Below are 25,579 nucleotides of genomic sequence, written 5' to 3'. Positions count from 1 at the left end.
CCTTGCTTGATAAGCATTTGTGCATATTAGGCACCTAACTTTTTGAAGTGTTTATCTAAAGTAGATTGAGTGAAAAAACTTTTTAAAGGCTAGAGAGCTTTTTTTTCCCTAATAGTTTATTAACGCTAACAAGCAAAATGTCATATATCAATGCCAGCTTGCTATAGAACCGTGATTTCTCACCACATTTCAGAATAATAGAATTTTTGGTAAGGAGGCCCTAAGCATCTAAGAATAATTCTATGGCGTTCTTTCAGGTTGGTAATTTGCAATTTTTTATGGTCAATAAAGACCATATGTAGGCCTAGGAAACAGAAAAACACCCAGCGTGTGGTTGGCTTTTGTGTAGGTTTCTTAAGCTGATTTAAGAAGTTCTCACCATTTTCTCGCAATTTTTCTCGGATTTTATATTCAAGCGCAGAATAGACCAAAAGGCATAGAGTCATTACCATTAAAAGAGCTTCTATCCTTTCTGGCTTTTTTAAAAAGAAAGAAGAGACAAGGAAATCGGGGCTTTTCAAAAATCTAAATCCTCTTTCTACACTTTGCTGTGCCTTATATGTTTTCAATAACTCTTGAGCAGGAAAAGTAGTTACGTCCATGTCATTAGTTGCTAAGATGAAAAACCCTTTGCTCCTCTCTAACTCTGCTTTGTTAAGCAAAGAGCAAGCTACTGTACCTTCTAGGCGATAGCTAAGTATAGAAGGTGCTTGCCCAGCTTTTGGTCGACCAGACGTAGCATGCTTTTGAGTTGCTAAAACTTGAGGTTCTAAAATCTGTTGTAGCCTTGCACCAGACGAATACACGCTTCTCCTTGTTCTAATAGGCTCTCATAGTTTCCATCTACATGCAAACTTGTCGCATCCAAATGTAAACTTTTTACTTGGATACCAAGCACTTTGATCGTATGCAGAGCTATCTTAGTAAAAAGCTCGGTCACTCCCAATTCAAATAACTTGTCAAGCGCTCTGCCTAAAACATTATCATCAATTTGCTCTGGAATGACTGACGTACCTAGCAAATGATCGATGGGTTTGTCTTCAAAGTACTCAGAATACATGTAAAGCGTCCGACTTACAAATCTCAATCCGTTTAAAATCACGCATTTAACAGCTTGCCCATAGGTTAGATGCTTATTCTTCGCCTGGTTACCTACTGCTTGGTCAATAATGTCAACTAACCCTATCTCCTTACACATTCCAGCTACTAATCCTAAATGATCGACGTTTTGCGTATCTATCTGCATAACTTTTAGTCGTTTAGTTTAATCCCTTAAAGAAAACATCTTACTCGATTAACCTTCAAAACTCCTAATTATTTTTCTTGCTGAGGAATGTAAGATAGAAACTAGCAGGCCCATTTTTTTAGGCAAAAAGGGTATAGGCTAAACTTCGTGAGTCGAACTTGTTAAAAGAAAATTAAATAATAAAACCTTCGATTATCAAATAAAAATTTAGGCAATTTCGGTGGAAGAAGGGGTAGTTTTATATATAAAAGTTTCTAAGATGATGCATAGCATCCTCCATAAAAGCATCTAAATGGTTAAATTGCGAAGTTAACATTTGTTGGCGATAGCTTAATAACTGCGGGTTGGCTTTATAGAGAAAACTTAGTAATTGTTTCATCTTATTAATTTTATTGCGAACGGGACTTGTTAAAGGTATCTCTGACAAGTAGGTTCTAAGATAAGTATCTAAAGAATCCCAGATGGGTATAAAAGCCTTCCCTGAAAAATAAGCACGTATCTGATGAAAGATAAATGGGTTAATTACGCTTCCCCGTCCAACCATGAGGGCATCACAGTGGGTTGCTTTCAACATACGCACAGCATCTTCTACACACAAAATATCTCCATTGCCCACCACAGGGATTTTCAAAATAGACTTAGCTTCAGCGATCAAATCCCAGCGTGCAGGAGGTCCATATCCCTCTACTTTAGTTCGGGGATGTAGAGTAATAAAACATGCCCCACTTTCTTGCGCGGCAAGTAAATTTTCTTTAAAAAGAGAAGTGTCTTCATATCCTGAACGCATTTTAACCGTCACAGGAACCTTTACAGCTTTTACTAAAGCCCTTGCCACTTCATAAAGATGCCGAGGTTCTTTTAAGAGACTTGAACCTGCACCTCTGCCTGTCACTTTATTAGAAGGGCACCCACAGTTTAAATCTATGCGAGGCGCTCCCCTGCGAGCTATTTCTAGGGCCATTTCTGCCATTAAGTTAGGTTCCGACCCCATCAATTGAGCTGCTAAAGGAATAGGAGAAATTTCATGAGGGTCATAAACTCTAGCTAAGCTGGGCGCATGAGCATTGCTCGGCACCCGAATAAATTCGGTAACACCCTCATCGAATCCTCCCATGGTCGCCATCGCTTTACGAAAGCAGCGATCTCCTACTCCTTCCATGGGAGCAAGAAAAAGATAAGGACACCCAAAGGCGTCTTTTGAAAGTAAATCCATGATGGTTGATGCCTTTAGCTTACTTAATTACCAAGTCTATATTTTTTAGATATTAAAGCTTAAGCGTTAGGTTTATTTATCTATAGTTAGTAAGATTTTTTTATATTTAATAATTTTTCTAGGCAGCAAACGAGTGACTGTAACCTATTTTCAAGGAACAAGGCCAAAGACAAGAAAAATGATCCACATAATCTTCCGCAAATAAACCTGCTGCCTATAGTTAAAAAGTATAGATAGAGAATGTCCATTGGGTAGTAAAATTTCTAGAGAATTTACAAGAAAGACGCCTAGCTATGAAAAGCAGGTAAGATTTATTCCTACTAACAAGTAAATTTTATGAATATTTCTACTTAATTAAACCTAGGCTTAAAGACCTAATAAAAAAAATTTAAGAATAAAAAGAGGCTTTGATTTCTGAAGAGCGGTATAATGCCGCTCTTCTATTCATCAATTATTTTTCTTCTTCATCCTCTTCAATATCTTCTAATTCATCCTCATCTAATTCCTCAAAGTCTACTTCTCCGAATAAAGAATTAAATAAATTGATATAAGCCAAAAATTTTACATTGCTAGCAAGATCTTTTTTCTCTGGATTACTCTTACGTTTAACGATTTCTTCCTGAATCACTTTAATGACTTCTAGGATAACATCATCCTCATCTCCTTCAGCTTCTTCAGTGATTATCTCCTGCTTGAGTTCTTCTAAATCAGCTGAAAATTGGTCTAAATCCAACAAATTTAAAGATTCTATATCTGTAATCATAATTTTTAATCCTTTTGGGTTAAGGGGTAGAATAACATTATGGCAGTATCGGCTTCATCTACGCAAGCAAGATTTTCATCTTAAAAGAAATTCCTTCTCCTAGTAATATAGGTTCCTTACAAATATTTTTGGAGACACATCATGTCGCATCCTCAGCACTCTAACAAAGTAGTTTTTAAAGGTGCCAATTTCCTACCCCTTTTTATTGCTTGCACAGTGGGTGCATGCATAGGGTTCGCTCCCTCGCCGGCGGGTGTTGAGCCCAAGGCGTGGCAGCTGTTAGCCATTTTTTCTGCTCTGATTGTGGGATTAATAGGAAAAGCACTGCCTATGGGAGCCATTTCTTTTTTAGCTCTGACTACTCTTATTGTCACTCAGACTCTTACGTTGAAGGAAGCTTTAAGCGGTTTTTCCCATCCTATCATTTGGCTTGTTGTTGCTGCCTTCCTTATCTCCAAAAGTTTTATTAAAACAAAACTGGGAATGCGTTTAGCCTATCTATTGGTGGCTTTTTTAGGAAAAAAAACTTTAGGGTTAGGATACGGGGTAGCTTTTACCGAACTTATCTTAGCTCCTGCTATTCCTAGTAATACGGCACGGGCTGGAGGCATTATTTTTCCTATCGTCAGAGCGTTAGCTGTTAGCTTCGGAAGCTCGCCTGAGCGCCATTCTCAACGCCTCATAGGAAGCTATCTTACCCTTACGGCCTACTACTGCAATTTAATCACTAGCACCATGTTTATTACAGCCATGGCAGCAAATCCCCTCATCGTAGCAGTACTGCTTAACCATCATATCCCCATTACCTGGGGCCAATGGGCCTTAGCCGCCAGCCTTCCTGGAGTACTAAGTTTAATCACCATTCCCTATCTTGTGCATAAATTATATCCCCCAGAAATTAAAGAAACCCCTGAGGCTAAAGATTTAGCTATCAAAAATCTTCAGCAAATGGGGCCTATGTCAAAATATGAATGGATCACTTTGGTGGTATTTTTCTTGTTAATTGTTTTATGGATTTGTGGAGAGTCCTACCTTAGCATAGATAGTACGACAGTGGCCTTCTTAGGAGTATGCATTTTACTTTTAACAGGTGTGCTTACTTGGGAAGATATTAAGAGAGAACATGAGGCTTGGGATACGCTGATTTGGTTTTCTACGCTAGTGATGATAGCCACCTATTTAAATAATTTTGGATTAATTGGTTGGATGAGCAGCCACCTACGCGCTATGATGACAAATACTTCCTGGTACTGGGCATGGCCCATGTTGGTGCTTTCCTATTTTTATAGTCATTATCTTTTTGCTAGCAATACAGCTCACGTTAGCTCTATGTATGCGGCTTTTCTAACTGTCGGCCTACATCTACATATTCCCCCTTATCTTATAGCTCTTTCACTTGCCTTTTCTAGCAGCTTGTTCGCCTGCCTTACCCATTATGGAACCGGATCAGCACCTATTTTATTTGGATCTGAATATGTAAATCTTAAGACTTGGTGGAAAATGGGATTTATAATGAGTTTTATCTTTTTGACTATCTGGATAGGAATAGGGTCTTTGTGGTGGAAAATTCTTCATCTATGGTAGGCACATTTACTTCACCTTGCTTTGCTTCCTCCTTATGATGTTAAGGCGGGAAGCATAGTGATTGCTAATTGCAAGAAAAGGCATGCTTAAAAACGTTTGACATACACATGGCAATAAGGCTCTTTACCCACTTTAACATAGTAATCTTGATGATATTCTTCTGCGGGATAAAAAAAGCTTGCTGGCAAAAGACGGGTAGCTACTTTAATCCCTTTCTTTTCCAATTTTATTACCAAATTTTCGGCTATCTTCTTTTGAGCCTCCGAGAGATAAAAGATTGCCGAGCGATATTGTTCACCCTTGTCGGGTCCCTGACGATTGTGCTGTGAGGGATCATGAATTTCGAAAAATAATTTAGCCAATGTTTCATAAGTCACAATTTCAGGGTCAAATATAATTTCCACGCTTTCTGCATGGCCACTCATTCCCGTACAGACCTCTTGATAGGTTGGATGCACTGTTGAGCCTCCTATATAACCTACGGTAGTACTAATTACCCCTTCAACTTTTTTAAAAAGATGTTCGACTCCCCAGAAACAACCGGCAGCAAAAATAGCTCTGGCATAGCCCTCTTGAGTAAATGCAGGGTTAAATGTTAGCGATGTTGAATTTACACAGTGCCGCTGATTCTTTCTTGTCAGCCTCTCTCCAATAAAAAGATGTCCTAGATGCCCGCTGCAGCGTCGACAAAGAATTTCTGTACGCTCCCCATCTGCATCAAGCTTGCGCTCCACAGAACCCTTAATTTCATCCTCAAAACTAGGCCATCCGCATTGAGAAGGAAATTTATCAGAGGACATATATAAAGGAGCGTCACAATAACGGCATAGATAAATACCTCCTTCAGCAAAGTGGTAGTATTTACCCGTTCCAGGTTTTTCAGTCCCTTTTTTTAGAATGATAGATTCCTCGTAAGAATCTAAGGCATGATATCTTTCCATATAAACCTTTTATGTTATTCTTTCCCCTTTTTCCTAAGAGCCAGAGATCATTATAATATTTAAGAGCAAAAGCCTCAAGCCATCATCCATTTAAGTTTACAATCATTCTACCATTAAATTGTTAGACCCAGTTACATGCTTACGCATTTATTTGAAATGCTTACTACATTTTTCACTCGTCTACCTTTTCCTTAAATACTTAATTCGTGAAGTGGAGCACTTTACAATTAAGAAAGCTGGATTAACAAAGGACATTTAAAGCAAAAAAGCAGCATAAATGAAAGTTTTCTGTCTAATAGCAAGACAAAAGCTACCCAAGTATTTTACCAATGCTCACATATTTCCCGTTAAGCGTTCTTACCTCTATTAATTTTTTCATACTCATATTGATATTAATTATTTTAATAGCCTATAATAAAGTAATCAGGAGGAAAAAGTATGGGTGCTCCTATCAATAATAATTTTCGAGATCTTTATGAAGATGCTCATCTCATCGTTAGTAATAATCCTCTTGCCTCTACTCCCAAGCCTTTTGATATAAATGCTACCGAGCGAGCAGAAAAAGCCAAAAAAGATTTTAAAAAAAATCGAGAAGGCAAAAAAGATAAAAATGAAAAAGATAGTGAGGAAGAGGAAGATAAGCCTTTACCACGTCCTATGGGGCTTTAAGACGCTAGGCATAATTTATTAAAAACTCCTAGCTCTTTATCTTTCGGTTTATTTTTTTATCTGATTTTTAAGACTATCCCTATATTTAAGGTGTCTTACAATTTTTAATATAAACGCTCTATCCATTCATTTTTGGCAGCCCCAGTAAAGGTTGAAATAAATTAAATTGTGACGGCAAAAAAGCTTTCGCATATTGGAAATGCGTTCTACAAAAACTATACTATTTATCTTAAGGATTTAAGGATTGAATACCAAGGGGTTAAGAAATTTTGCTAAAGGTGTGGTGGCTTCGGTTGTTTAGACAGTTTTTTGCAAAATTAAGTAAGAAACTCTACCTTTTTAAGGTTTGTTCGATACAACATTAATCATCTTCTTCCAAAATTTAATTCGAATTTTACGTAGCTTGGAGTTTCAATGACCATGTTGGTTTTACGCCTATTATCTTATCTTACTTTTTTCATTTTCACCTAATTAATTATTATTCCATATGCCTCCGCTGGGGTCTTGTATTTTAAAGACTGATGGGGACGGTTTTTATTGTAAAACTCAAAATATCTGGTAAGTCCTTGATAAACCTCAAGTCCGTCTTGATAATCTCTCAGATATACATCTTCATACTTGACTGACCTCCACAAACGCTCTACAAATATATTATCTGTTGCTCTTCCTTTTCCATCCATGCTAAAAGCAATATTTTTTCCTCTAACAAAATCTACAAACCTGTTGCTTGTAAATTGTGATCCTTGATCTGTATTAAAAATCTCTGGAATACCTTTTAAAAATGCTTCTTTTACAGCTTCAATACAAAAATCAACATCTAGCGTATTTGAAAGGCGCCAAGAAAGAACATATCTACTGTACCAATCCATCACCGCTGTTAAATATAAAAATCCCTTCTTCATTGGTATGTACGTTATGTCCGTACTCCATACTTGATTACACTTATTTATCTGCAAGCCTCTCAATAAATAGGGGTATATATGATGCTCAGCATTAGGTTTACTTAAGTTCGGTTTTTGATAGATGGCTTCAATACCCATTAATCTCATAAGCCCACTAATCCGCCTTCTACCTACTTTTAAACCCTGATTATGCAAACAAATAGTCATCTTTCTAGATCCATAAAAAGGATGCCTGGTATATTCTTCATCTATCAAGCGCATTATTTTAAGGTTGAACTCACTTTCTTCTCTTGGATGATAATAATAGGTAGATCGTTCTATCCCAAGAAGTACGCATTGTCTTTCTACTGAAATCTCTTTTGATTGACGGTCAACTAAAGAGCGCTTTTCAAGCCTTGTCAGTATAGTTTTTTTTTAAGCCAATCTAACTCAACCTTTAAACGCCCGATCTGTTGATAAAGGTTGTCAACCAACTTTTGATCTGTCTTATTAACTTTATCCATGCTGCTAAAGAGTACGGGTAAAGCTTCTATGAGATGCTTTTTCCATTGAGAAATTTGAGTTGGATGCACCGAATATTCTGTAGCAAGCTCGTTAATGGTTTTGAACCCTTTAAATGCTTCTAATGCAACTTTTGCTTTGAACTCCGACGAGTGTCTTTTTCTTTTTGTGGACATAACTTTTCCTCTTTAATATTAAGTTTTTATTTTAAACTGAGGGAAAGTTTCTTACTTAAACTTTGTCCAAAAAAGCGGAGCCACTATAAGGTCCGTTTATTTTATATATCTACTTTCCTCTCTAAAATTGATGAATTTTCAAAGATTAAAGTTTTATAGACTCCTTTTATCTTTGACATACTTTTAATAAACGAGCTATTCATTTTGTATGTCTTTCTAGGATAATAAACATTTTAACTAGCCTTTAAGCCTAAAGGCTAGTTAGCTCTCATGCTTTTACCATAAAGAATAGAAATAGCTAAAGCTACTACCTTATAAAAACTCATGTCTTCATAGCTTAAGCATGAGAGCTTTATAATCTACAAAATTAATGGGGCATCATTTCTAAAAGCTTCTTTTATTTTCACTGCTTCGTAGAAGCCTTTGGGACGGATCCTAGTTAATCCTTTCCCCCCTACTTTGTTAAATAATTGAATTGACTCGTTGATAGCCTTAAAAGCTTGATGGGAAAGACCTTTTTCCAAATAAAGCCTAGCAAGGTAGTATTTGGACTTAGCGCCAATCATAAGATCGTTTTTGGATAGTTGCGAAGCCTTTTCAAAATAGTCTTGAGCTTTTCCAAGATCTCCAAAAGGACAGTCTTTATCTAAGTACAATTCTCCTAACATCAAGCAAATTTCTCCCGATCTTACATATTGCTGCATCATCTGGATGGCTCCTTGGAAAGGCACGCCTTTTTCAATTCCTCCTATTTCAAGTCTCTCGCGTGCTTTATTATAATATTCCTCTTTTTTTTCTTTATCCGCTTCTTGCTGTGCTAACTTTAAGTAGACTCTGCTCAATTGAATATTACAATATCTTTCATTAAACAGATCACGTTGCCCTGCAGGCATGCTAGGATTTTGTTTAAAGAGATTGAGATATAATTTTTCTGCTTGTAGCAAATCATCCTTATCGCCCTCTAAGAGGGCCCAACCTTTGCCTTGACGTTGGAAAACTATAAAGTCAAAAGGATTGGGATTATCATACCCATCCCGCTGGGTTGTTATTACTTCCTGGATATCAATAGCTTTTTGAAAATATTTTTTTGCTTGATCTAGCCCTTGGGTATGAAAATAGACTTTTCCTAAGTAGTGAAGAGCCTGAGCACATAAAGCTGGAAGTTCTTTGTGCGCTTTTAAATTATCACAAATTTGCTCAGCTGTTGTGTGATTTATTTGAACTTTCACAAGTTTTAAGCTTTTCTTAAAAGCTTGGCGAGCTTCGAAAAAATTATTGGATTGCAAATAATAATTTCCTAAAACATTGTAAAGGTGAACGAAATACGGCTTTAATTCTTCTTGCAACTCATATTTTTCTGCATGTCTTAAAAGAGTTTCTAGCTGATTTTCAATGGCTTTTGTTTTATTTAATCCATCGGCAAAACGCATGTCTAATTTAAAATTGTTTCTAAAAAAAACAAGAAGCTCTTTTAACGTTTCTGAAGGCTTTACTCCTTGTTTTTCCGCTTTTTCAATTAGCAACTCTTGCAAAGAGGAATGGACCTCCCATCCATCTTCTCCATCCATAGCAATCAAAGCATAGCTTTCTAGTAAATCTAATATGGGATTAAACAAACTAGTGTTACCTACATGCTTATCAAACCACAGCTGTAAAATAGATCGATCTATAAAGTAAGGATTTAAAAAGGGTATAATAGAGAGAAGGGCTTTGCTTTCGCTTTGTTTTTGTTCGCATTCTTCTACACTCAAAGAGTGGACAGCCTTTATAATCCGGGTAGCATCATCGATAGAACGTAAAGAAACTTTCTCGGATATCCCCGCAACCTCTTTTAATCTTTTAACATAGGATTCTATTGAGGCATCAAAGCTATTATCTTGTGGCGCATCTTTTAAATAGATAGCTGCTTGCTTAATAACTAAAGGAAGGTAAAAAAGTTCACTCGCTAATTGACGTTTTGAATTATTTGCTTTCTTAAGAGCCCAATGATCATCACCGAGATTAAGATTAAAAATGTCGAGAGCTTCTTGCATACTAAGCGTATTGCTTTGCATATCAAAAGGCTCAGCCCCATTTAACTTTTCCTTAGTAACAAGCAGAATCTTTCCTTTTTTATTATTTGGAAAAAACTTTTGCAACTTTTCGTAACTTTTGGCATCGACATTGTCCACTACAAAAAGCCAATAAGGCCTTCTTGCAAGCTTTTTATTGACTTTCTTGATAATAACTTCTTCTTGAGCTGCAAGCGGCACATGAACTCCTAAATCCTCTGCAAGTTTTCTGTACGCATGCAAAAATGTATCTTCGTCTCTCATGTCAGCAAAGAAAACCGTTCTTATTCTATCAGGTTGTTCTTTCATTTTCTTTTCATAATGCATTGCATATCGTTTAGCTAAAGTTGTTCTGCCCGACCCAGCCATGCCTACAATTGCTACCTTTTGAATGTTAGATTCTGGCTCTTTAAAAAATTCTTCTAGTTTATCCAAATTTTTTGTTTGAATCCAGTTTCCCTGCTGAGATGAAATTTCGTCCGAAAGTCCAACATGCACAGTTTCTTCTTTAAATGCTTTTTTTACATAGTCGGTAATTAGAGGGCGCAAGACATATAATACTAAAACACTACAGGTGGTCCCTATAAATAGCTTTTGCTTTTCAAAAGAGGTCATATTTTTAAAACGTTCCTGCTTTTGGCTAATATATTCTCGCACACTTTTAATTCTCTCTTCGTTCCCGCTCTTTTCTTTTATTTCTGTATGTAATCTTCTTTGCCCTTTGAAAACCCTTACAGCACTTGGCTGTAATTTATCCTTGAAGTTGGGGCGGCAGAAATATTTTCTTTTAGTCCAATAAGATCGCAGGCCTTGATTCTGGGAAATCCCTGAAAAAGTTAAGCAATTTATTTTATGATGCCCCAGCAGAGAGGTAGATGAATGGCTATTATAAAGGCCATGAAAAGCAGTGGATATAGATTTAGAATAGAATAAGGAAGAAATAACTCTAGGTCCTGCAGAGAAAGAAGGAATACTTCCTAACTTAGAATAAAGTCCTCTGCTAAGAGGAAAAGCTGATTTTGAAGAAGAAATTGACATATTGTTCACCTTAATTAATGTTAGAGAACATGTTTAAAAGCAATCTAGAAGCCAATTAACCTGGCTTAAATTTTTAATTTGTTTATAGCTTAAGTCCCGCATCTTTTGGATATTCACTCATCTTAACATTATATGTCAAAAACTTATCTAAAACTTTTTCTCCCCTCTTCTGAGTTCTAACAATTTTTTCGTAAGAGGTCACGAGATATAAAAGGTTTTTTAGATATCAGAAGGTATGGGTTGCTTGGTAGCAGCTGAATGGATAGCATCTGCTAGAAAATATAGAATAGATTCTCCTTGTCGATAAAAAGCTTTTATACAGCTATGCAGCACTTCCCTCCATCTCTTACCATAGATAGACTGGCTACCTAGACATAACTTCCGTACAATGACTAGATTTCTTAAAGATTCTTCGGCAGCATTATTGGTCATAGAAAAAGCAGGATCTTTCAAGTAAGCATGGAAATGTTTGACCTGCTTTAAAAGCTTGTGGCAAAAATTCTGCAACTTTTTGGTGCTACTCCAGCACTGCAACTCTTGCAATTCTTCTTGTATATAACGCCAGTTAAGATATCCATACTGTAGCCAAGTAGACTGACTGATTTGTCCTTTTTCTAGCCGATGCTTATCTTTAAAAAGCTCTTGCAAGGTATCATATAGGGCTCCTGAACGCTGGGTATCTTCTAAAGATATATTGGGCTGTTCTGCGTGTCCTTGTATATTATGGATTAGATGAGCTAGACAGTATTGTTTGATCTTTACCTTAATTTAATGAATAGCTAAACCTCGATCACTCACTAAGCAATGACTCTCCTGATCGACTAATGCCTTTAGGATAGCTCCATTTTGATAAGGTCTTAGTGCCTAAGCAATCACATTTCCTACGCGTAATACTAACAAATGTTCGTTAGTGGCGGCATGACGCCAGCTCATCGCATCTATATGCAAAGGCTGCTGTGTAGTAATAGCTGCTTTAACGATTGTTTCATAAGGCGAAACAAGTAAGGCAGCAGTGCGAGCTTTAACTTTAGAGATAAAACCTTGGCTTAAAGCTATGTTAGGCAGTAAAGCACTAATAATAGTGCGCACGGCATGATGGCTCTGGCGATATTGGCCCATCAGCAGATTAATAAAGCCTTCTAACCTAGGACCAAGCAAGAATTGCCCATTTTCTTTAAGTTCAGGCCGTTTTTCTAGATGGCAGCAAGGACATCTGCTCGTTACTAAATCTATTTGATGCACCAAAGGTTTAATTTCAGAAAGCTCGATCTGCTGCCATGAAAGAAACTTATCAGCTGCATGCATAGCGAAGTGGCAGTTTGGACAAACTTTTAGGCAACGCACCTCATGCGAGCTAACCGCACTAGTAGGTAAAAGTTGACGGCTAGCACCAGAATGATAAGATCGATTTTCTACTTTAAGTAATGGTGAACGATTAGCGTTTTGATCCTTCGATGGGGGCTTGGAACTATTCTTAGAATTTTGATTAAGCTGCTCTTCCAAGAGCAATGCGCGCTTTAAGCTTGATGATTATTTTTTCTAGTCTATTCACTAAGACTTTTAATTGTACATTTTCAGCTCGAAGCTGGGCATTTTCAACTCTTAGCTGTATAGTCTCAGCCCTTAGGTCTGCATTCTCTGTAAATAGCTGCTCATATGAAGGTTACATACTATCCAACATATGACTAAGCAAATATAAACTCTAGAAATTATTTTATTTATCAGAGAATAACTGGCAACCCCCGTGACCGCTACATAAACGCCAGTTCTAACTTTAAGATTGTTTAATGATTAGCTATTAAAATTAAGGGAACCGTTTTATCTTTCACATGCTTTTAATAAAGAGTTTTTCGTTTTGTATGCCCCGTATGCTAAAAAACATTTAATGTAGTACATGAGCTAAAGGCTAATTATACGCTTTTGAACTACTCCTTATGTATCCCCATACTTTATAAAATCCCTTTCGTGAAGCAGAGAAACATCTTTCAGAGGGTTGGGTATGCAGACTAAGGTGCGCCACGAACTTTGACAAGCCAACGGCGGGTCAAAGATGCTGTACAAGAGATTAGGGAAGGCCCCTAGTAACCGATGACTTAGGCATAGGTTACAAACCACCTTAAGCTGCATGGGTAAAGAGCCCATGTGGTGAGCGTTAAGGAAAAGGTATAGCAAGACTATATCAGGTGAGAGTTAAGGAGACGAATGCAAATGAATCACTGATGACGTGTCGAAAGCATAGGGATGATGTCAAAACTGGGGGGTCTTAGTTAACCCAGGACAAATCTAAGGGAAACCTAATATTAACTGCTTAGATGGCATCCGGCATAAAGGTGACGTGAACTTAACTACAGGCTCTTATACGGAACGTGGGAACCTGTCGCCTTGATGAAAAGGGAGAAGTTCAAATGGAAGCCCCATAAGAACCAGAGTACCGATGCAAGGAACAGGGGCGGAATAGCCCGTAGTAGTGAGGAGACCTCTGTAATGGAGGTGGAGCGAAGGGGACTATATTGTTTAGCTTAAGATTAATCGAACAACTGGAAACAGGAGGAATCGATGAATACAGCAAAGTCGTATTGTATTTCTAAATCCATTGTATGGGAAGCATACAAGAGAGTAAAAGCTAACAAAGGAGCAGCAGGTGTTGACGAAGAGTCTATAGAAGAATTTGAAAAGAATCTTAAAGACAATCTGTATAAACTTTGGAATCGCCTATCGTCGGGGAGCTACTTTCCGCCTCCCGTAAAGATAGTTGCCATACCAAAAAGTGATGGAAAGCTGAGAAAGCTGGGAATACCCACAGTATCAGACAGAATCGCACAGATGGTCGTTAAGCTGTATCTAGAGCCAGAGATTGACCCACATTTTCATCCTGATTCTTATGGGTACAGACCTGGAAAATCAGCGTTAGAAGCCGTAGGAGTCGCTAGACAGAGATGTTGGCGCAACGACTATGTTATTGACCTTGATATCAAAGGATTTTTCGATAATTTAGACCACGAGCTCGTGATGAGAGCCGTAAGGAAACACACCGAAAGCCAATGGATTCTTCTGTATATAGAACGCTGGCTAAAAGCGCCAGAGCAAGATGCAGACGGGAAACTTATAAAAAGAGATAGAGGGACTCCACAAGGGGGTGTAATCAGCCCTTTACTAGCCAATCTATTTCTTCATTATGCCTTAGACGAATGGATGAGGAAATGCTATCCAGGTAATCCATTCGAGCGTTATGCTGATGATATAGTGGTTCACTGTCAAACGGAAGCGCAAGCCAACGAAATAAAGAAAGCTATTGCAGAACGCTTAGCTCAATGCAAACTGGAGTTGCATCCTGCAAAGACAAAAATCGTCTATTGCAAAGATGATGAACGAAGAAAAAGATACCTAAACGAGAAATTTGATTTTTTGGGATATACTTTTAGAGCCAGAAGATCAAAGAATCGGTATGGAAAGCTCTTCATCAACTTTAGTCCCGCAGTAAGCAATAAAGCAAAGAAAGCAATAACGAGTACGATGAGAAGTTGGAAAATGCATCTGCGCAGTGACAAGAAGATTGTAGATTTATCAAGAATGTTTAACCCCATGATAAGAGGTTGGATCAACTACTATGGTAAATATTACAAATCAGAACTCTATCAAATTTTCAATGTTGCAAACCGTACATTAGCAAGGTGGGCGGAAAGGAAATACAAGAAGTTAAGAGGCCACAGCAGAAGGGCAATGCATTGGTTGGGAGGGATCGCAAAACGAGAACCTCAGCTATTTGCTCACTGGAAAATGGGCGCCATACCTGCGACTAGACAATAGGAGCCGTATGAGCTGAGAGGCTCACGTACGGAACTGTGAGAGCGTGAGGGTGTGATCCCCTCGCGCTACTCGACTTTTTTTAAAGCGTATTAGCTCTCATGCTTTTGCCATAAAGAATAGAATTAGTGAAAGCTACTATTTTATAAAAATTCATTCTTCTATGACTTAAGCATGAGAATCTCAAGTTTTATCACATTAAAGGGACAGCATTTTAAAAGTCTCTCTTGTTTTTATTTTTTCTGCTTCTTCGAGAAACTTGGGATGCCTTCTAGTTAAGCCTTTCCCCCCTATTTTATTAAATAATTGAATCGCCTCTGTAAGGGCATCCCAGCCTTGATTAGAAAAACCTTTTTCAAGATAAAGACTAGCTAGGTAGTATTCGGACTTAGCGCCAATCATAAGGTCAGTTTTGGATAGTCGAGCAGCCTCTTTAAAATATCCTTGCGCTTTTTTAAGATCCCTAAAAGGGCAATTTTCATCTAAGTATAACTCTCCTAACACCAGATACATCTCTCCCTTCTTCACATGCTGCGAATCTGATTGATCTTTTATATGGATGGCTCCTTGAAAAGATACCCCCTTTTCCTCACCTCCTGTTTCAATTCTCTTGCGCGCTTTCTCATAATATTCCTCTTTTTTTACTTTATCCGCTTCTTGCTGCGCTAATTTCAAGTAGACTCTGCTCAACTGAATATTACAATATCTTTCATTAAATGGATCGGACTGACCTGCAGGTATACAAGGGTTCTGCTTAAAGAGATTAAGATATAATTCTTCCGCGTCTAATAAATCCTTTTTATCCCCCTCTAAGAGGGCCCAACCTATCCCTTGGCGCTGGAAAATTAGAAAGTCGAAACGATTTGGAGTATCATACGCATCCGGTTTGGCTCTTATTATTTTTTGAATTTCAATAGCTTTTTGAAAATATTTTTTTGCTTGATCTAGTCCTTGTGTATGAAAATAGACTTTTCCTAGATAGTGAAGAGCCTGAGCACATAGAGCTGGAAGTTCTTTGTGCGCTTTTAAATTCTCACAAATTTGATCAGCTGTTGTATCAGTTATTTGAACGTTCACAAGCTTCAAACTTTTCTCAAAAGCTTGGCATGCTTCAAAAAAATTATTGGACTGTAAATAATGGTTACCTAAAACATTATAGAGATGAACAAAACAAGGTTTTAATTTTTCTTGTATGTTATATTTCTTTGCTTGCTCCAACAGAGTTTCTACTTGATTTTCAATAGCTTTTGGCTTATTTAATCCGCTCGCAGAACGCATATCTAGTTCAAAATTATCTTTAAGCACAACAAGAAGATTCTCTAAAGCTTCTGGAAGCTCAATTCCTTCTTTTATCGCTTTTTCAGCTAGCAGATCTTGTAAAGAGGAATGAACTTCCCATCCATTTTTCCCAACTCTAGCTATTAAAGAATATCTGCTTAGCAAGTTTAATGCGTCGTTAAACAAGCTAGCATCATTTGCATGCTTCTCAAAATACGACTGCAAAATGGAGTGGTCGATAAAGCAAGGATTTAAAAAGGATAAAATAGAAAGAAGGGTCTTACTTTCGCTTTGTCTTTGTTCGCATTCTTCTACACTCAAAGAATGGACAGCCTTTATAATCCGAGTGAGATCATCAATAGAACATAAAGGAACTTCTGCAGATATCCCTACAATCTCTTTTAACTTTACAATATATGATCGTATAGCTGTCTCAAAACTATTATTTCGCTGCGTATCTTTTAAGTGGATGGCTGCTTGCTTAATAGCTAATGGTAAATAAAAAAGCTCTTTCGCTAGGTCGCATTTTGAGCTATCCGCTTGCTCATAAGCCCAATGGTTTTTACCAAGATTACGATTAAAAATCTCGAGAGCTTCTTGCGTAGTAAGCGTATTGCTTTGTATATCGAAAGATTTGACCCCGCCTAAATTATCCGAAGTAACAATTAAAATCTGTCCTTCTCCATTATTTGGAAGAAACTTCTGCAACTTTTCGTAATTTTCAACATTAACATTGTCAACCACAAAAAGCCAATGAGGCCTTCTTTTAAGCTTTTTATTGACTTTTTTGATGATAGTTTCTTCTGAAGCGGTAAGCGGAGCCTTAACTTCTAAAGCCTCTGCAAGTTTTCTGTACGCACGCGAAAATGTGTCTTCGTCTCTCATGTCAGCAAAAAAAACAGTTCTTATTCTAGCAGGTTGTTCTTTCATTTTCTCTTCATAATCTATTGCGTATTGCTTAGCTAAAGTTGTTCTGCCAGAGCCAGATATTCCTATAATCGCCACCTTTTGAAGAGTAGAGCCTGATGTTTTAAAAACATTTTCTAATTCAATGAGATTTTGTGTTGAAATCCAAGATTTCTCCTCCTTGCGGATTTCTTTTGAAAGGCCCACGTGTGGAATTTCTCCATTCCATGCTTTAACAGCATAATCGCTAAATATTGCTTCACTACTCTTCCCTATAAGTCCATATACAAGAGACCTTTCTAAACCCCACATAAACTTTTCAAAAATTGTCATAGAGTTGAAAAGCTCGAGCTTTTGGCTAATATATTCTCGCACACTTTTAATTCTCTCTTCGTTCCCACTCTTTTCTTTTATTTCTGTATGTAATCTTCTTTGCCCTTTGAAAACCCTTAAAGCACTTGGCTGTAATTTATCCTTGAAGTTGGGGTTACAAAAATATTTTCTTTTAGTCCAATAAGATCGCAGACCTTGATTCTGGGAGATCCTTGAAGAGGTTAAGCAATTTATTTTGTGATGTCTCAGCAGAGAGGTAGATGAATGGCTATTATAAAGGCTATGAAAAGCAGTAGAGATGGGCCTAGAACAGAACAGAGAAGAGGAAATAGCTTGAGGACCTGCATGGAAAGAAGAAATACTTCCTAATTTAAAATGAAGTCCTCTGCTTAGAGGAGAAGCTGATTTTGAGGAGGAAATCGACATATTGTTCATCCAAGTTTATGTTAAAAATGTGTTTCATAATAGGCTAAAAGGCTATATCCTAGCTGAGCTTTTTAATTAATTTACAGCTTAAGTTGAGCTTCTTTTGGATATTCGCTAATCCAGTATTATAAGTCAAAAAATTATCAAAAATTATCAAAAATTTTCTTCCCCCAGTAAATCTTTATAAATTCTAATCAGATTGTTTCTCCCTGTTTTTAGGTGGTTGTGGTGTACGAATAAATTTGAGTATAGATCAATAAGGTTTACCAAAATAATTATCACCACGAATAAACTTATTATAAACAGATCAAAATGCTTTCTAAGAGCCTTTGCTTCCCATCTTATTAATTTCAAGGGTTTTATTAAGCAAATATTAATTTTGTTAAGAGGTATTTTTAAATTTAAAATAACACCGCAAAAATTTTATCATAAGCATGTAATTTTTAATGTTTTAAATTTTTTTTATAATTAATTTAGATGAAATAAAAAATATTATTGTTTTCTTAATTATTAAAAGATATATCTTTGGAAAAAAATTTAAAAGGCATTACATGGTTGTTGAAATGCCAGTAAAAGATAGGGAGTGATAATACATGAATCCAACCAATCTAACGAATATGAGGCAGCCTGTTACTTCTTCAGACCTTAAACCGTCCCCCTCTTCTAGGGAAAATATCATCACATATGGGAAAACTGATTTAAAGATATGCGCAGAATTAGGACTGCAAGACTTGTACCGCTTAAGATTAGTTTGCAAAGAATGGAAACAAATCGCTGAAGAGACTGATTTATGGAAAAAGTATTATGGTAATAAAAGTTGCTTTAATTTTTCGAAAGAAAAAAAGCAGCCTAGTATTGCATACAAGAAAGAAACTTTTAAGAATCCCAGCACTTTGATTTCATTATCTTCAGAAATTTATGAACAAATCCTTCCTTCTTTTGATAATTTAACAAATGATGAATTAAAAAAAATCATGAATAAGGACGTTTTTTCATCAAAGGCTAGCTTAGAACAAGCCGAGAAAGCCTATACATTAGCTTTGCAAATTGCTGTACAAAAAAAAGATACTATCCAAGAAAGCTTCTGTATAGAAAAGTTAGGTGATATCTATTTAGCAAAAAGAACTTCTGAAACGCTTCTTCAGGCTGCAGGGCTTTATAATTATGCGTTACGGGTCTTTTCAGAAGATATGAAGAAACAAGAAGTTCTTAAAGAAAAATTGTCAATGGTACAACAAACACTTATCTATGGGTGTCAGGGTGAAATTTTGGATTCTAGCTCGATGAGTAAACAATTTACAGCTAATCGTGAAGCATTAAAAGAGTTTAGAAAAATAATAGAGACGAAAGTCCAAGTTCTTGGCTCGAATCCTTCATCTGAGAAAGTAAGAGATCTTTACAAGGAAATTGCTAAATGGATGAAAGATTTCTTTGAAATTCTTGCCAAGCAGAGTATTGATACCTTAGGAGCTGTTCCCTGTGAGTATGCCATGATAGGCTTTGGTTCCCTAGCTAGAGAAGAGATGACTCCTTATTCCGATTTAGAATTTGGCATTCTAATCCAAGAAGATAGTGAAGATAATAGAAAGTATTTTAAGCGCCTGACTACTCTAATTCACCTTAGCGTTATTAACTTAGGAGAGACGATTCTTCCTGCTTTAAATATTCCCTGCATAAAAGATGCTAGTTTTTTTGATAGTGTTACTCCTAGAGGCTTTGCTTTTGATGGGGCAGGAGTAGAAGAGAAAGGTTGTAAAACTCCTTTCGGCAATAATGGTAAGACGTTTGAGCTTATTCAAACTCCTGAAAAGATGGCTCAGTACATCGCTAAAGATAAAGAAGGACAATGGTGGCATAAAAAAGAGCCTCATCTTCCGATGGAGCTTCTGAACTTTACCCATCTGTTAGGCAATCTTGAATTAACTGATCAATATAAAGAAAAAATTCAAGAAAAACTTAAAGTTCCTTATCAGGAACCCTTTAATCTACGCCAGTACTTGGCCATGAAGCACTTATTTCAAGCGGATATGGCGACATTTAATCCAGTAATGAATGAGTTAGAAAGACAAGGCATGCTTTTTAAAGTTAAGAATGATCTTTATCGTTTCCCTCACCTTGCTTTGGACCGACTAGCCCTACTTAAGGAAATAACAGCTTCCGATACTTTTGGTAGAATTGAGGAGTTAAATAGACAAGATATTTTAACAGAGGGCGCAGCTGAAAAGTTAAAGGATTGGATGAGTATCGCCCTATTTATGCGACTTAAAACCTATTCTCATTATCAGGCGCAGAGAGAAATGATGAACCCTCTTATACAGCCTTTTAGCTTAGAGAAGCCTCAACTCATAAAAGAACATTTCACTTTTAACAAAGACGTATTAAAACAAGTCGAGGGAATTTACCGCACATTTATCCCATTTTATCAAGGTATGATAAAATTTTTATCTGGCGATGAATCAATCCTTAAATCTTCCGACTTAAATGATGACTCCTTCCAAACGAGAGGAGATATTGCTTTAAGGCTTTATCAGCATGAAGAGGCAACAAAATGTTATCTTTCAGCAATAGAAGCAAATCAAGAAAATTCTGAGCTACTAAATTCCTTAGGAATACTCTACCAAGAACAAGGCGTGTTAGCAGATGCCATTAAGTATATTGAAAAAGCTCTCGATACTGATCTTAAGCTTTTTAGTGAAAACCCTGCCCCTGTGGCTAGAGATTATAATAATTTAGGACAAATCTACCTAGAACAAGGCAAGTTAGTAGAAGCTGCTGAGTATATTAGAAAAGCACTCGAGATTGATCTAAAGCTTTTTAATGAAAACCCTGCCGCTGTAGCTAGAGATTATAATAATTTAGGATTAATTTACATAAATGATGGCAAGTTAAATGAAGCTTTTGAATATATTAGCCAAGCTCTAGCAATTAACGAAAAGTTTTTTAAAGATAACCCTCTCACCACGGCTATACATTACAACAATTTAACATTAGTATACATAGAACAAGGAATGTTAGATGAGGCCACCAAGTGTATCAAGCAAGCCCTCGACATCAGTCTTAAGCTTTTAGGCGAAGACCATTCAAACGTGGCGCGCCTTTACACTAATTGGGGAGCAATCTACGAGAAGCAATATAATTTTGAAAAGGCCGCTGAAAAGGTTAGTCAAGCTCTCGACATTGATCTCGTGCTCTTTGGCAAAAAACATCCTACTGTAGCACATTATTATAATAACCTTGGAATGATATATCGAGAACAAGGCAAATTAGAAAAAGCTGCAGAGTACGTTGAGCAAGCGCTCGATATTGGGCTTCAGCTTTACGATAAAAAACATTTTACTATGGCTGTCTATTACACTAATCTAGGTATGATATACTACGATCAAAGGGATTTAAAAAAGGCACTTCATTATGCCAAGCAAGCTCATGCTATAAATTGTGAACTCTTGGGGGGAAATCATTTAAATGTAGTAAAGAACTATAATAATTTAGGACTCATCTATCAAGAGAAGGGGAAGCCAAAGGAAGCTATTAGGTTTATCAAGCAAGCGCTCGCTAACCGATCTAATTTTTTAGGAAAAAGCGATTTCATGTTCGCTTCACTTTATAATAATCTTGGAACAATATATCGAGAACAAGGTAAATTAGAAAAAGCTGCGGAGCATATTGAGCAAGCGCTTAGCATTAGTCTTAATTTGTATGGTAAAGATCATGCGGAGGTGGCTAATTATTATAATAATTTGGGAACTATCTATCATGCACAAGGCAAGTTAGAAAAAGCAGCTGATTATTCCACTCAAGCGCTCATTGTTGCTCGTAAGTTGTATGGTGAAACTCACCCCAATCTGGCCAAATATTACAACAATTTGGGAATGATTTATAAAGATTTAGGTACTTTAGAAAAAGCTGCTAAATATGTTGAACAAGCGCTCAACCTTGACCTTCAAATTCCAAGTAAGATTCATCCCAATATAGCCAAATATTACAACAATTTGGGAATGATTCATAAAGATTTAGGTAATTTAGAAAAAGCTGCTAAATATGTTGAACAAGCGCTTAATATTGACCTTCAGCTTTCGGGTGAAACTCACCCTGATTTGTTAACCTATTATAATAATCTACAGGCGATTTACCTAGCTCAGGAAGATTTAGAAAAAACTATTAAGTATATTAATAAAGCTGTCTTTATTAATCGTATGCTTCATGGAGAGACCCATTCTAAGATAGCAAGCCTTTATAACAAATTAGCTTCAATTCATAAAAAGCAAGGCAAATTTGAAGAGGCAGCTAAGCATTTAAATCAAGCAATTTCCATTGCTCATAAGCGATATAGTAAACCTCACCCTAAGCTGGCTAAATATTACAGTGATTTAGGGATGATTTACCAAGATCACGGCAAACTACAAGAGGCTATTAAGTCTGTCACACAAGCTCTTGACATACACCTTAAACTTTTTGGAGAAAATCATCCCACGGTGGCGACAGATTACAATAATTTAGGAATGATATATAAAGATCAAGGCAAATTAGAAGAAGCTGCAAGATACGTCCATCAGGCCGTAGATATTCACCTTGAGCTTCATGATGAAGATCATGCCACTTTGGCCAATTATTATAATAACTTGGGAGTTATCTACCAAGCCCAAAAGCAATTAGAAAAAGCTGCTGAGTATGCCAGGCAAGCCCTCAATCTTGGCCTTCGGCATTTAGCTAAAACTGACACTAAGCTGGCGCTATATTATTATAATTTGGGGATAATTTATCAAGAACTTAGGCAAGCTAGAAGAAGCTATTAGATGTATTATACAAGCTCTTGATTTACACCTTAAACTTTTTGGAGAAAATCCATCCCACTGTGGCGACAGATTACTATAATTTAGGAATAATGTATAAAGCTCAGGGCAGCTTAGAAAAAGCTACAGAAAATTTCACACATGTTCTAGATATTTATCTTAAGCTATAGGGTGAAAATTATCCAAAGATACCCCCACCTTTATAACAAATTAGGTACACTCTATCATGCTCAAGGCAATCTAGGAAAGGCATACAAATATGTTAGTAAAGCTCTTGAAATTGCCTACGTCTCTATGGAAAAAACCATGAAGTGGTAATAAATTTCTACAAAAACTTACAGGCTCTTATGCTACAAGCTTACTTTACTAACTCACCTTACGCAGGCATAAAATTCCTTTGTAAATTTTGCAATTCTTGATAGGCCATCTGATTGGCTCTAAGGATTAACTTATATTTTAAAGCAAAGTGGTTGAGTGAGGTGTTAATTTTAAGAAATTCAAGTTTGCAGTAAGCGATAAGAGATGAAAAAATATGATTTCTTTGAGAGCGAGCAATTTTGGTGGGCGATTTTTCAAGGCTAGTATTTTGCTTTATTGATTTGTGATACTGGTGAGTCGACCTGCGGAACTTCCCCACAGGCCTCTCTTAGAACGGTACAGGAACCTCTCAATTCATACCGCTCCCAATTAAGCAAACGCTCCTATCATTCCTCTTTTCCAATGTACAAATAGTCCTGGGTCTTTTCTGACCATTTTTTCCATAAAGGTAATTGCTCTTGTTTTGTGACCTGCAAGTCTCTTGTATTTGCGCATAGCCCTTGTGATTAATGATTTATTAAAATGACGGCAGATTTGATATAAAGCTGCTGGCCGATATTTCCCGTAGTATTCTAGCCATCCTCGGATGACTGGATTATACATTCTGGCTATATCTTTAAGCTCCAAATCTGTCTTATTTCTTATTTTCCATTGTCTTATGGCTGCTTGCATAGATTTTAACGCTGTTTTACTTACGGCTAGTGTAAAACTTACAAACATGCTATTTCGTTTGCTATTTTTGACCAATCTTGGCCGAAAGGTATATCCTAAGAAGTCAAATTTGATTTCCTTGTATTTTTCCTTACGATCTACATCTTTGCAGTAGACAATCTTTGTTTTATCGGGATGAAGTGTCAAACCACATTTTTCCATTCGCTTTTCAAGCATATGTAGGATTTGTTTTGCTTCTTGTTCCGTCTTACAATGTACTAGTGGTCGAGTAGCGCGAGGGGATCACACCCTCACGCTCTCACAGTTCCGTACGTGAGCCTCTCAGCTCATACGGCTCCTATTGTCTAGTCGCAGGTATGGCGCCCATTTTCCAGTGAGCAAATAGCTGAGGTTCTCGTTTTGCGATCCCTCCCAACCAATGCATTGCCCTTCTGCTGTGGCCTCTTAACTTCTTGTATTTCCTTTCCGCCCACCTTGCTAATGTACGGTTTGCAACATTGAAAATTTGATAGAGTTCTGATTTGTAATATTTACCATAGTAGTTGATCCAACCTCTTATCATGGGGTTAAACATTCTTGATAAATCTACAATCTTCTTGTCACTGCGCAGATGCATTTTCCAACTTCTCATCGTACTCGTTATTGCTTTCTTTGCTTTATTGCTTACTGCGGGACTAAAGTTGATGAAGAGCTTTCCATACCGATTCTTTGATCTTCTGGCTCTAAAAGTATATCCCAAAAAATCAAATTTCTCGTTTAGGTATCTTTTTCTTCGTTCATCATCTTTGCAATAGACGATTTTTGTCTTTGCAGGATGCAACTCCAGTTTGCATTGAGCTAAGCGTTCTGCAATAGCTTTCTTTATTTCGTTGGCTTGCGCTTCCGTTTGACAGTGAACCACTATATCATCAGCATAACGCTCGAATGGATTACCTGGATAGCATTTCCTCATCCATTCGTCTAAGGCATAATGAAGAAATAGATTGGCTAGTAAAGGGCTGATTACACCCCCTTGTGGAGTCCCTCTATCTCTTTTTATAAGTTTCCCGTCTGCATCTTGCTCTGGCGCTTTTAGCCAGCGTTCTATATACAGAAGAATCCATTGGCTTTCGGTGTGTTTCCTTACGGCTCTCATGACGAGCTCGTGGTCTAAATTATCGAAAAATCCTTTGATATCAAGGTCAATAACATAGTCGTTGCGCCAACATCTCTGTCTAGCGACTCCTACGGCTTCTAACGCTGATTTTCCAGGTCTGTACCCATAAGAATCAGGATGAAAATGTGGGTCAATCTCTGGCTCTAGATACAGCTTAACGACCATCTGTGCGATTCTGTCTGATACTGTGGGTATTCCCAGCTTTCTCATCTTTCCATCACTTTTTGGTATGGCAACTATCTTTACTGGGGGGCGGAAAATAGCTCCCCGACGATAGGCGATTCCAAAGTTTATACAGATTGTCTTTAAGATTCTTTTCAAATTCTTCTATAGACTCTTCGTCAACACCTGCTGCTCCTTTGTTAGCTTTTACTCTCTTGTATGCTTCCCATACAATGGATTTAGAAATACAATACGACTTTGCTGTATTCATCGATTCCTCCTGTTTCCAGTTGTTCGATTAATCTTAAGCTAAACAATATAGTCCCCTTCGCTCCACCTCCATTACAGAGGTCTCCTCACTACTACGGGCTATTCCGCCCCTGTTCCTTGCATCGGTACTCTGGTTCTTATGGGGCTTCCATTTGAACTTCTCCCTTTTCATCAAGGCGACAGGTTCCCACGTTCCGTATAAGAGCCTGTAGTTAAGTTCACGTCACCTTTATGCCGGATGCCATCTAAGCAGTTAATATTAGGTTTCCCTTAGATTTGTCCTGGGTTAACGACGCCCCCCCCAGTTTTGACATCATCCCTACGCTTTCGACACGTCATCAGTGATTCATTTGCATTCGTCTCCTTAACTCTCACCTGAT

Annotated in this window: 17 protein-coding genes; 4 read left to right on the top strand and 13 right to left on the bottom strand. The window is 37.2% G+C overall.

What is annotated here, in order from left to right; genetic code table 11:
* Nucleotides 1–179: 179 nt before the first annotated feature.
* The 4 genes from TY21_RS11415 to TY21_RS03410 all read right to left on the bottom strand — a co-directional run bounded on the left by TY21_RS11415 (nucleotide 180) and on the right by TY21_RS03410 (nucleotide 3,222).
* Nucleotides 180–806, bottom strand: coding sequence for an IS1634 family transposase (locus TY21_RS11415; protein WP_079979976.1), 627 nt, complete (start codon nucleotides 804–806; stop codon nucleotides 180–182).
* Nucleotides 770–1,246, bottom strand: coding sequence for a DUF4277 domain-containing protein (locus tag TY21_RS11410; protein WP_042238678.1), 477 nt, complete (start codon nucleotides 1,244–1,246; stop codon nucleotides 770–772). Before TY21_RS11410 ends, TY21_RS11415 begins: the two co-directional genes overlap by 37 nt.
* Before the next feature lie 238 nt (nucleotides 1,247–1,484).
* Nucleotides 1,485–2,459 (bottom strand): tRNA-dihydrouridine synthase, encoded by a 975-nt coding sequence (locus tag TY21_RS03415; protein WP_042238681.1) that lies wholly within the window; start codon nucleotides 2,457–2,459, stop codon nucleotides 1,485–1,487.
* A 451-nt stretch (nucleotides 2,460–2,910) separates the two neighbouring features.
* Entirely contained in the window at nucleotides 2,911–3,222 is a 312-nt protein-coding gene (locus TY21_RS03410; RefSeq protein ID WP_039384970.1) for a hypothetical protein, read from the bottom strand.
* A gap of 141 nt (nucleotides 3,223–3,363) precedes the next feature.
* Between TY21_RS03410 and TY21_RS03405 the strand changes: the two genes are divergently transcribed.
* Nucleotides 3,364–4,806, top strand: a complete 1,443-nt coding sequence (locus TY21_RS03405) for an anion permease (protein WP_042238686.1) — start codon at nucleotides 3,364–3,366, stop codon at nucleotides 4,804–4,806.
* An 86-nt stretch (nucleotides 4,807–4,892) separates the two neighbouring features.
* Here TY21_RS03405 and TY21_RS03400 read toward each other — a convergent pair whose 3' ends face one another.
* On the bottom strand, nucleotides 4,893–5,747 hold the full coding sequence (locus TY21_RS03400) for a bifunctional methionine sulfoxide reductase B/A protein (protein WP_042238688.1): 855 nt from the start codon (nucleotides 5,745–5,747) through the stop codon (nucleotides 4,893–4,895).
* 438 nt (nucleotides 5,748–6,185) lie between these two features.
* Here TY21_RS03400 and TY21_RS03395 point away from each other — a divergent pair, with 438 nt between their 5' ends.
* Nucleotides 6,186–6,416 carry a hypothetical protein gene (locus TY21_RS03395; RefSeq protein ID WP_042238690.1) on the top strand — a complete coding sequence of 77 codons (231 nt, stop codon included), beginning with the start codon at nucleotides 6,186–6,188 and terminating at the stop codon, nucleotides 6,414–6,416.
* A 467-nt stretch (nucleotides 6,417–6,883) separates the two neighbouring features.
* Here TY21_RS03395 and TY21_RS03390 read toward each other — a convergent pair.
* The 4 genes from TY21_RS03390 to TY21_RS03375 all read right to left on the bottom strand — a co-directional run bounded on the left by TY21_RS03390 (nucleotide 6,884) and on the right by TY21_RS03375 (nucleotide 12,587).
* Nucleotides 6,884–7,995 (bottom strand): IS3 family transposase gene (locus TY21_RS03390; protein WP_130589511.1). Its coding sequence is split into 2 segments (ribosomal slippage): nucleotides 6,884–7,722 and nucleotides 7,722–7,995, totalling 1,113 coding nucleotides; the frame shifts between segments, so codons are not numbered across the junction.
* Nucleotides 7,996–8,354: 359 nt separating this feature from the next.
* Nucleotides 8,355–11,084: an NB-ARC domain-containing protein gene (locus TY21_RS03385; protein WP_042241043.1), complete on the bottom strand. Its 2,730-nt coding sequence runs from the start codon at nucleotides 11,082–11,084 to the stop codon at nucleotides 8,355–8,357.
* A 219-nt stretch (nucleotides 11,085–11,303) separates the two neighbouring features.
* Entirely contained in the window at nucleotides 11,304–11,840 is a 537-nt protein-coding gene (locus TY21_RS03380) for a transposase (protein ID WP_255501531.1), read from the bottom strand.
* 108 nt (nucleotides 11,841–11,948) lie between these two features.
* Nucleotides 11,949–12,587 carry a DUF6444 domain-containing protein gene (locus TY21_RS03375; protein WP_130589510.1) on the bottom strand — a complete coding sequence of 213 codons (639 nt, stop codon included), beginning with the start codon at nucleotides 12,585–12,587 and terminating at the stop codon, nucleotides 11,949–11,951.
* Between the two features lie 1,053 nt (nucleotides 12,588–13,640).
* Between TY21_RS03375 and ltrA (TY21_RS03370) the strand changes: the two genes are divergently transcribed.
* Nucleotides 13,641–14,891: a group II intron reverse transcriptase/maturase gene (gene ltrA / locus TY21_RS03370; protein WP_174232785.1), complete on the top strand. Its 1,251-nt coding sequence runs from the start codon at nucleotides 13,641–13,643 to the stop codon at nucleotides 14,889–14,891.
* Nucleotides 14,892–15,086: 195 nt separating this feature from the next.
* On the opposite strand, the gene TY21_RS03365 is transcribed toward ltrA (TY21_RS03370), so the two are convergent.
* A complete protein-coding gene (locus TY21_RS03365) occupies nucleotides 15,087–17,831 on the bottom strand; it encodes an NB-ARC domain-containing protein (protein ID WP_042242155.1) in 2,745 nt (914 codons plus the stop codon).
* A gap of 593 nt (nucleotides 17,832–18,424) precedes the next feature.
* Between TY21_RS03365 and TY21_RS03360 the strand changes: the two genes are divergently transcribed.
* A complete protein-coding gene (locus tag TY21_RS03360) occupies nucleotides 18,425–22,624 on the top strand; it encodes a DUF2225 domain-containing protein (protein ID WP_079979956.1) in 4,200 nt (1,399 codons plus the stop codon).
* A 684-nt stretch (nucleotides 22,625–23,308) separates the two neighbouring features.
* Here TY21_RS03360 and TY21_RS11810 read toward each other — a convergent pair.
* The 3 genes from TY21_RS11810 to TY21_RS11405 form a co-directional block, all read right to left on the bottom strand.
* Nucleotides 23,309–23,827 carry a group II intron maturase-specific domain-containing protein gene (locus TY21_RS11810; RefSeq protein WP_130589509.1) on the bottom strand — a complete coding sequence of 173 codons (519 nt, stop codon included), beginning with the start codon at nucleotides 23,825–23,827 and terminating at the stop codon, nucleotides 23,309–23,311.
* 121 nt (nucleotides 23,828–23,948) lie between these two features.
* Nucleotides 23,949–24,977, bottom strand: a complete 1,029-nt coding sequence (ltrA, locus tag TY21_RS03350; protein ID WP_232044399.1) for a group II intron reverse transcriptase/maturase — start codon at nucleotides 24,975–24,977, stop codon at nucleotides 23,949–23,951.
* 7 nt (nucleotides 24,978–24,984) lie between these two features.
* Nucleotides 24,985–25,200: a hypothetical protein gene (locus tag TY21_RS11405; RefSeq protein ID WP_232044398.1), complete on the bottom strand. Its 216-nt coding sequence runs from the start codon at nucleotides 25,198–25,200 to the stop codon at nucleotides 24,985–24,987.
* Nucleotides 25,201–25,579 lie beyond the last annotated feature (379 nt).

It is taken from the genome of Neochlamydia sp. S13, assembly GCF_000648235.2.
Classification (GTDB): domain Bacteria; phylum Chlamydiota; class Chlamydiia; order Chlamydiales; family Parachlamydiaceae; genus Neochlamydia.
Note: the sequence above shows the minus strand (reverse complement) of the source record. Positions and strands in the feature narration are given on the sequence as shown.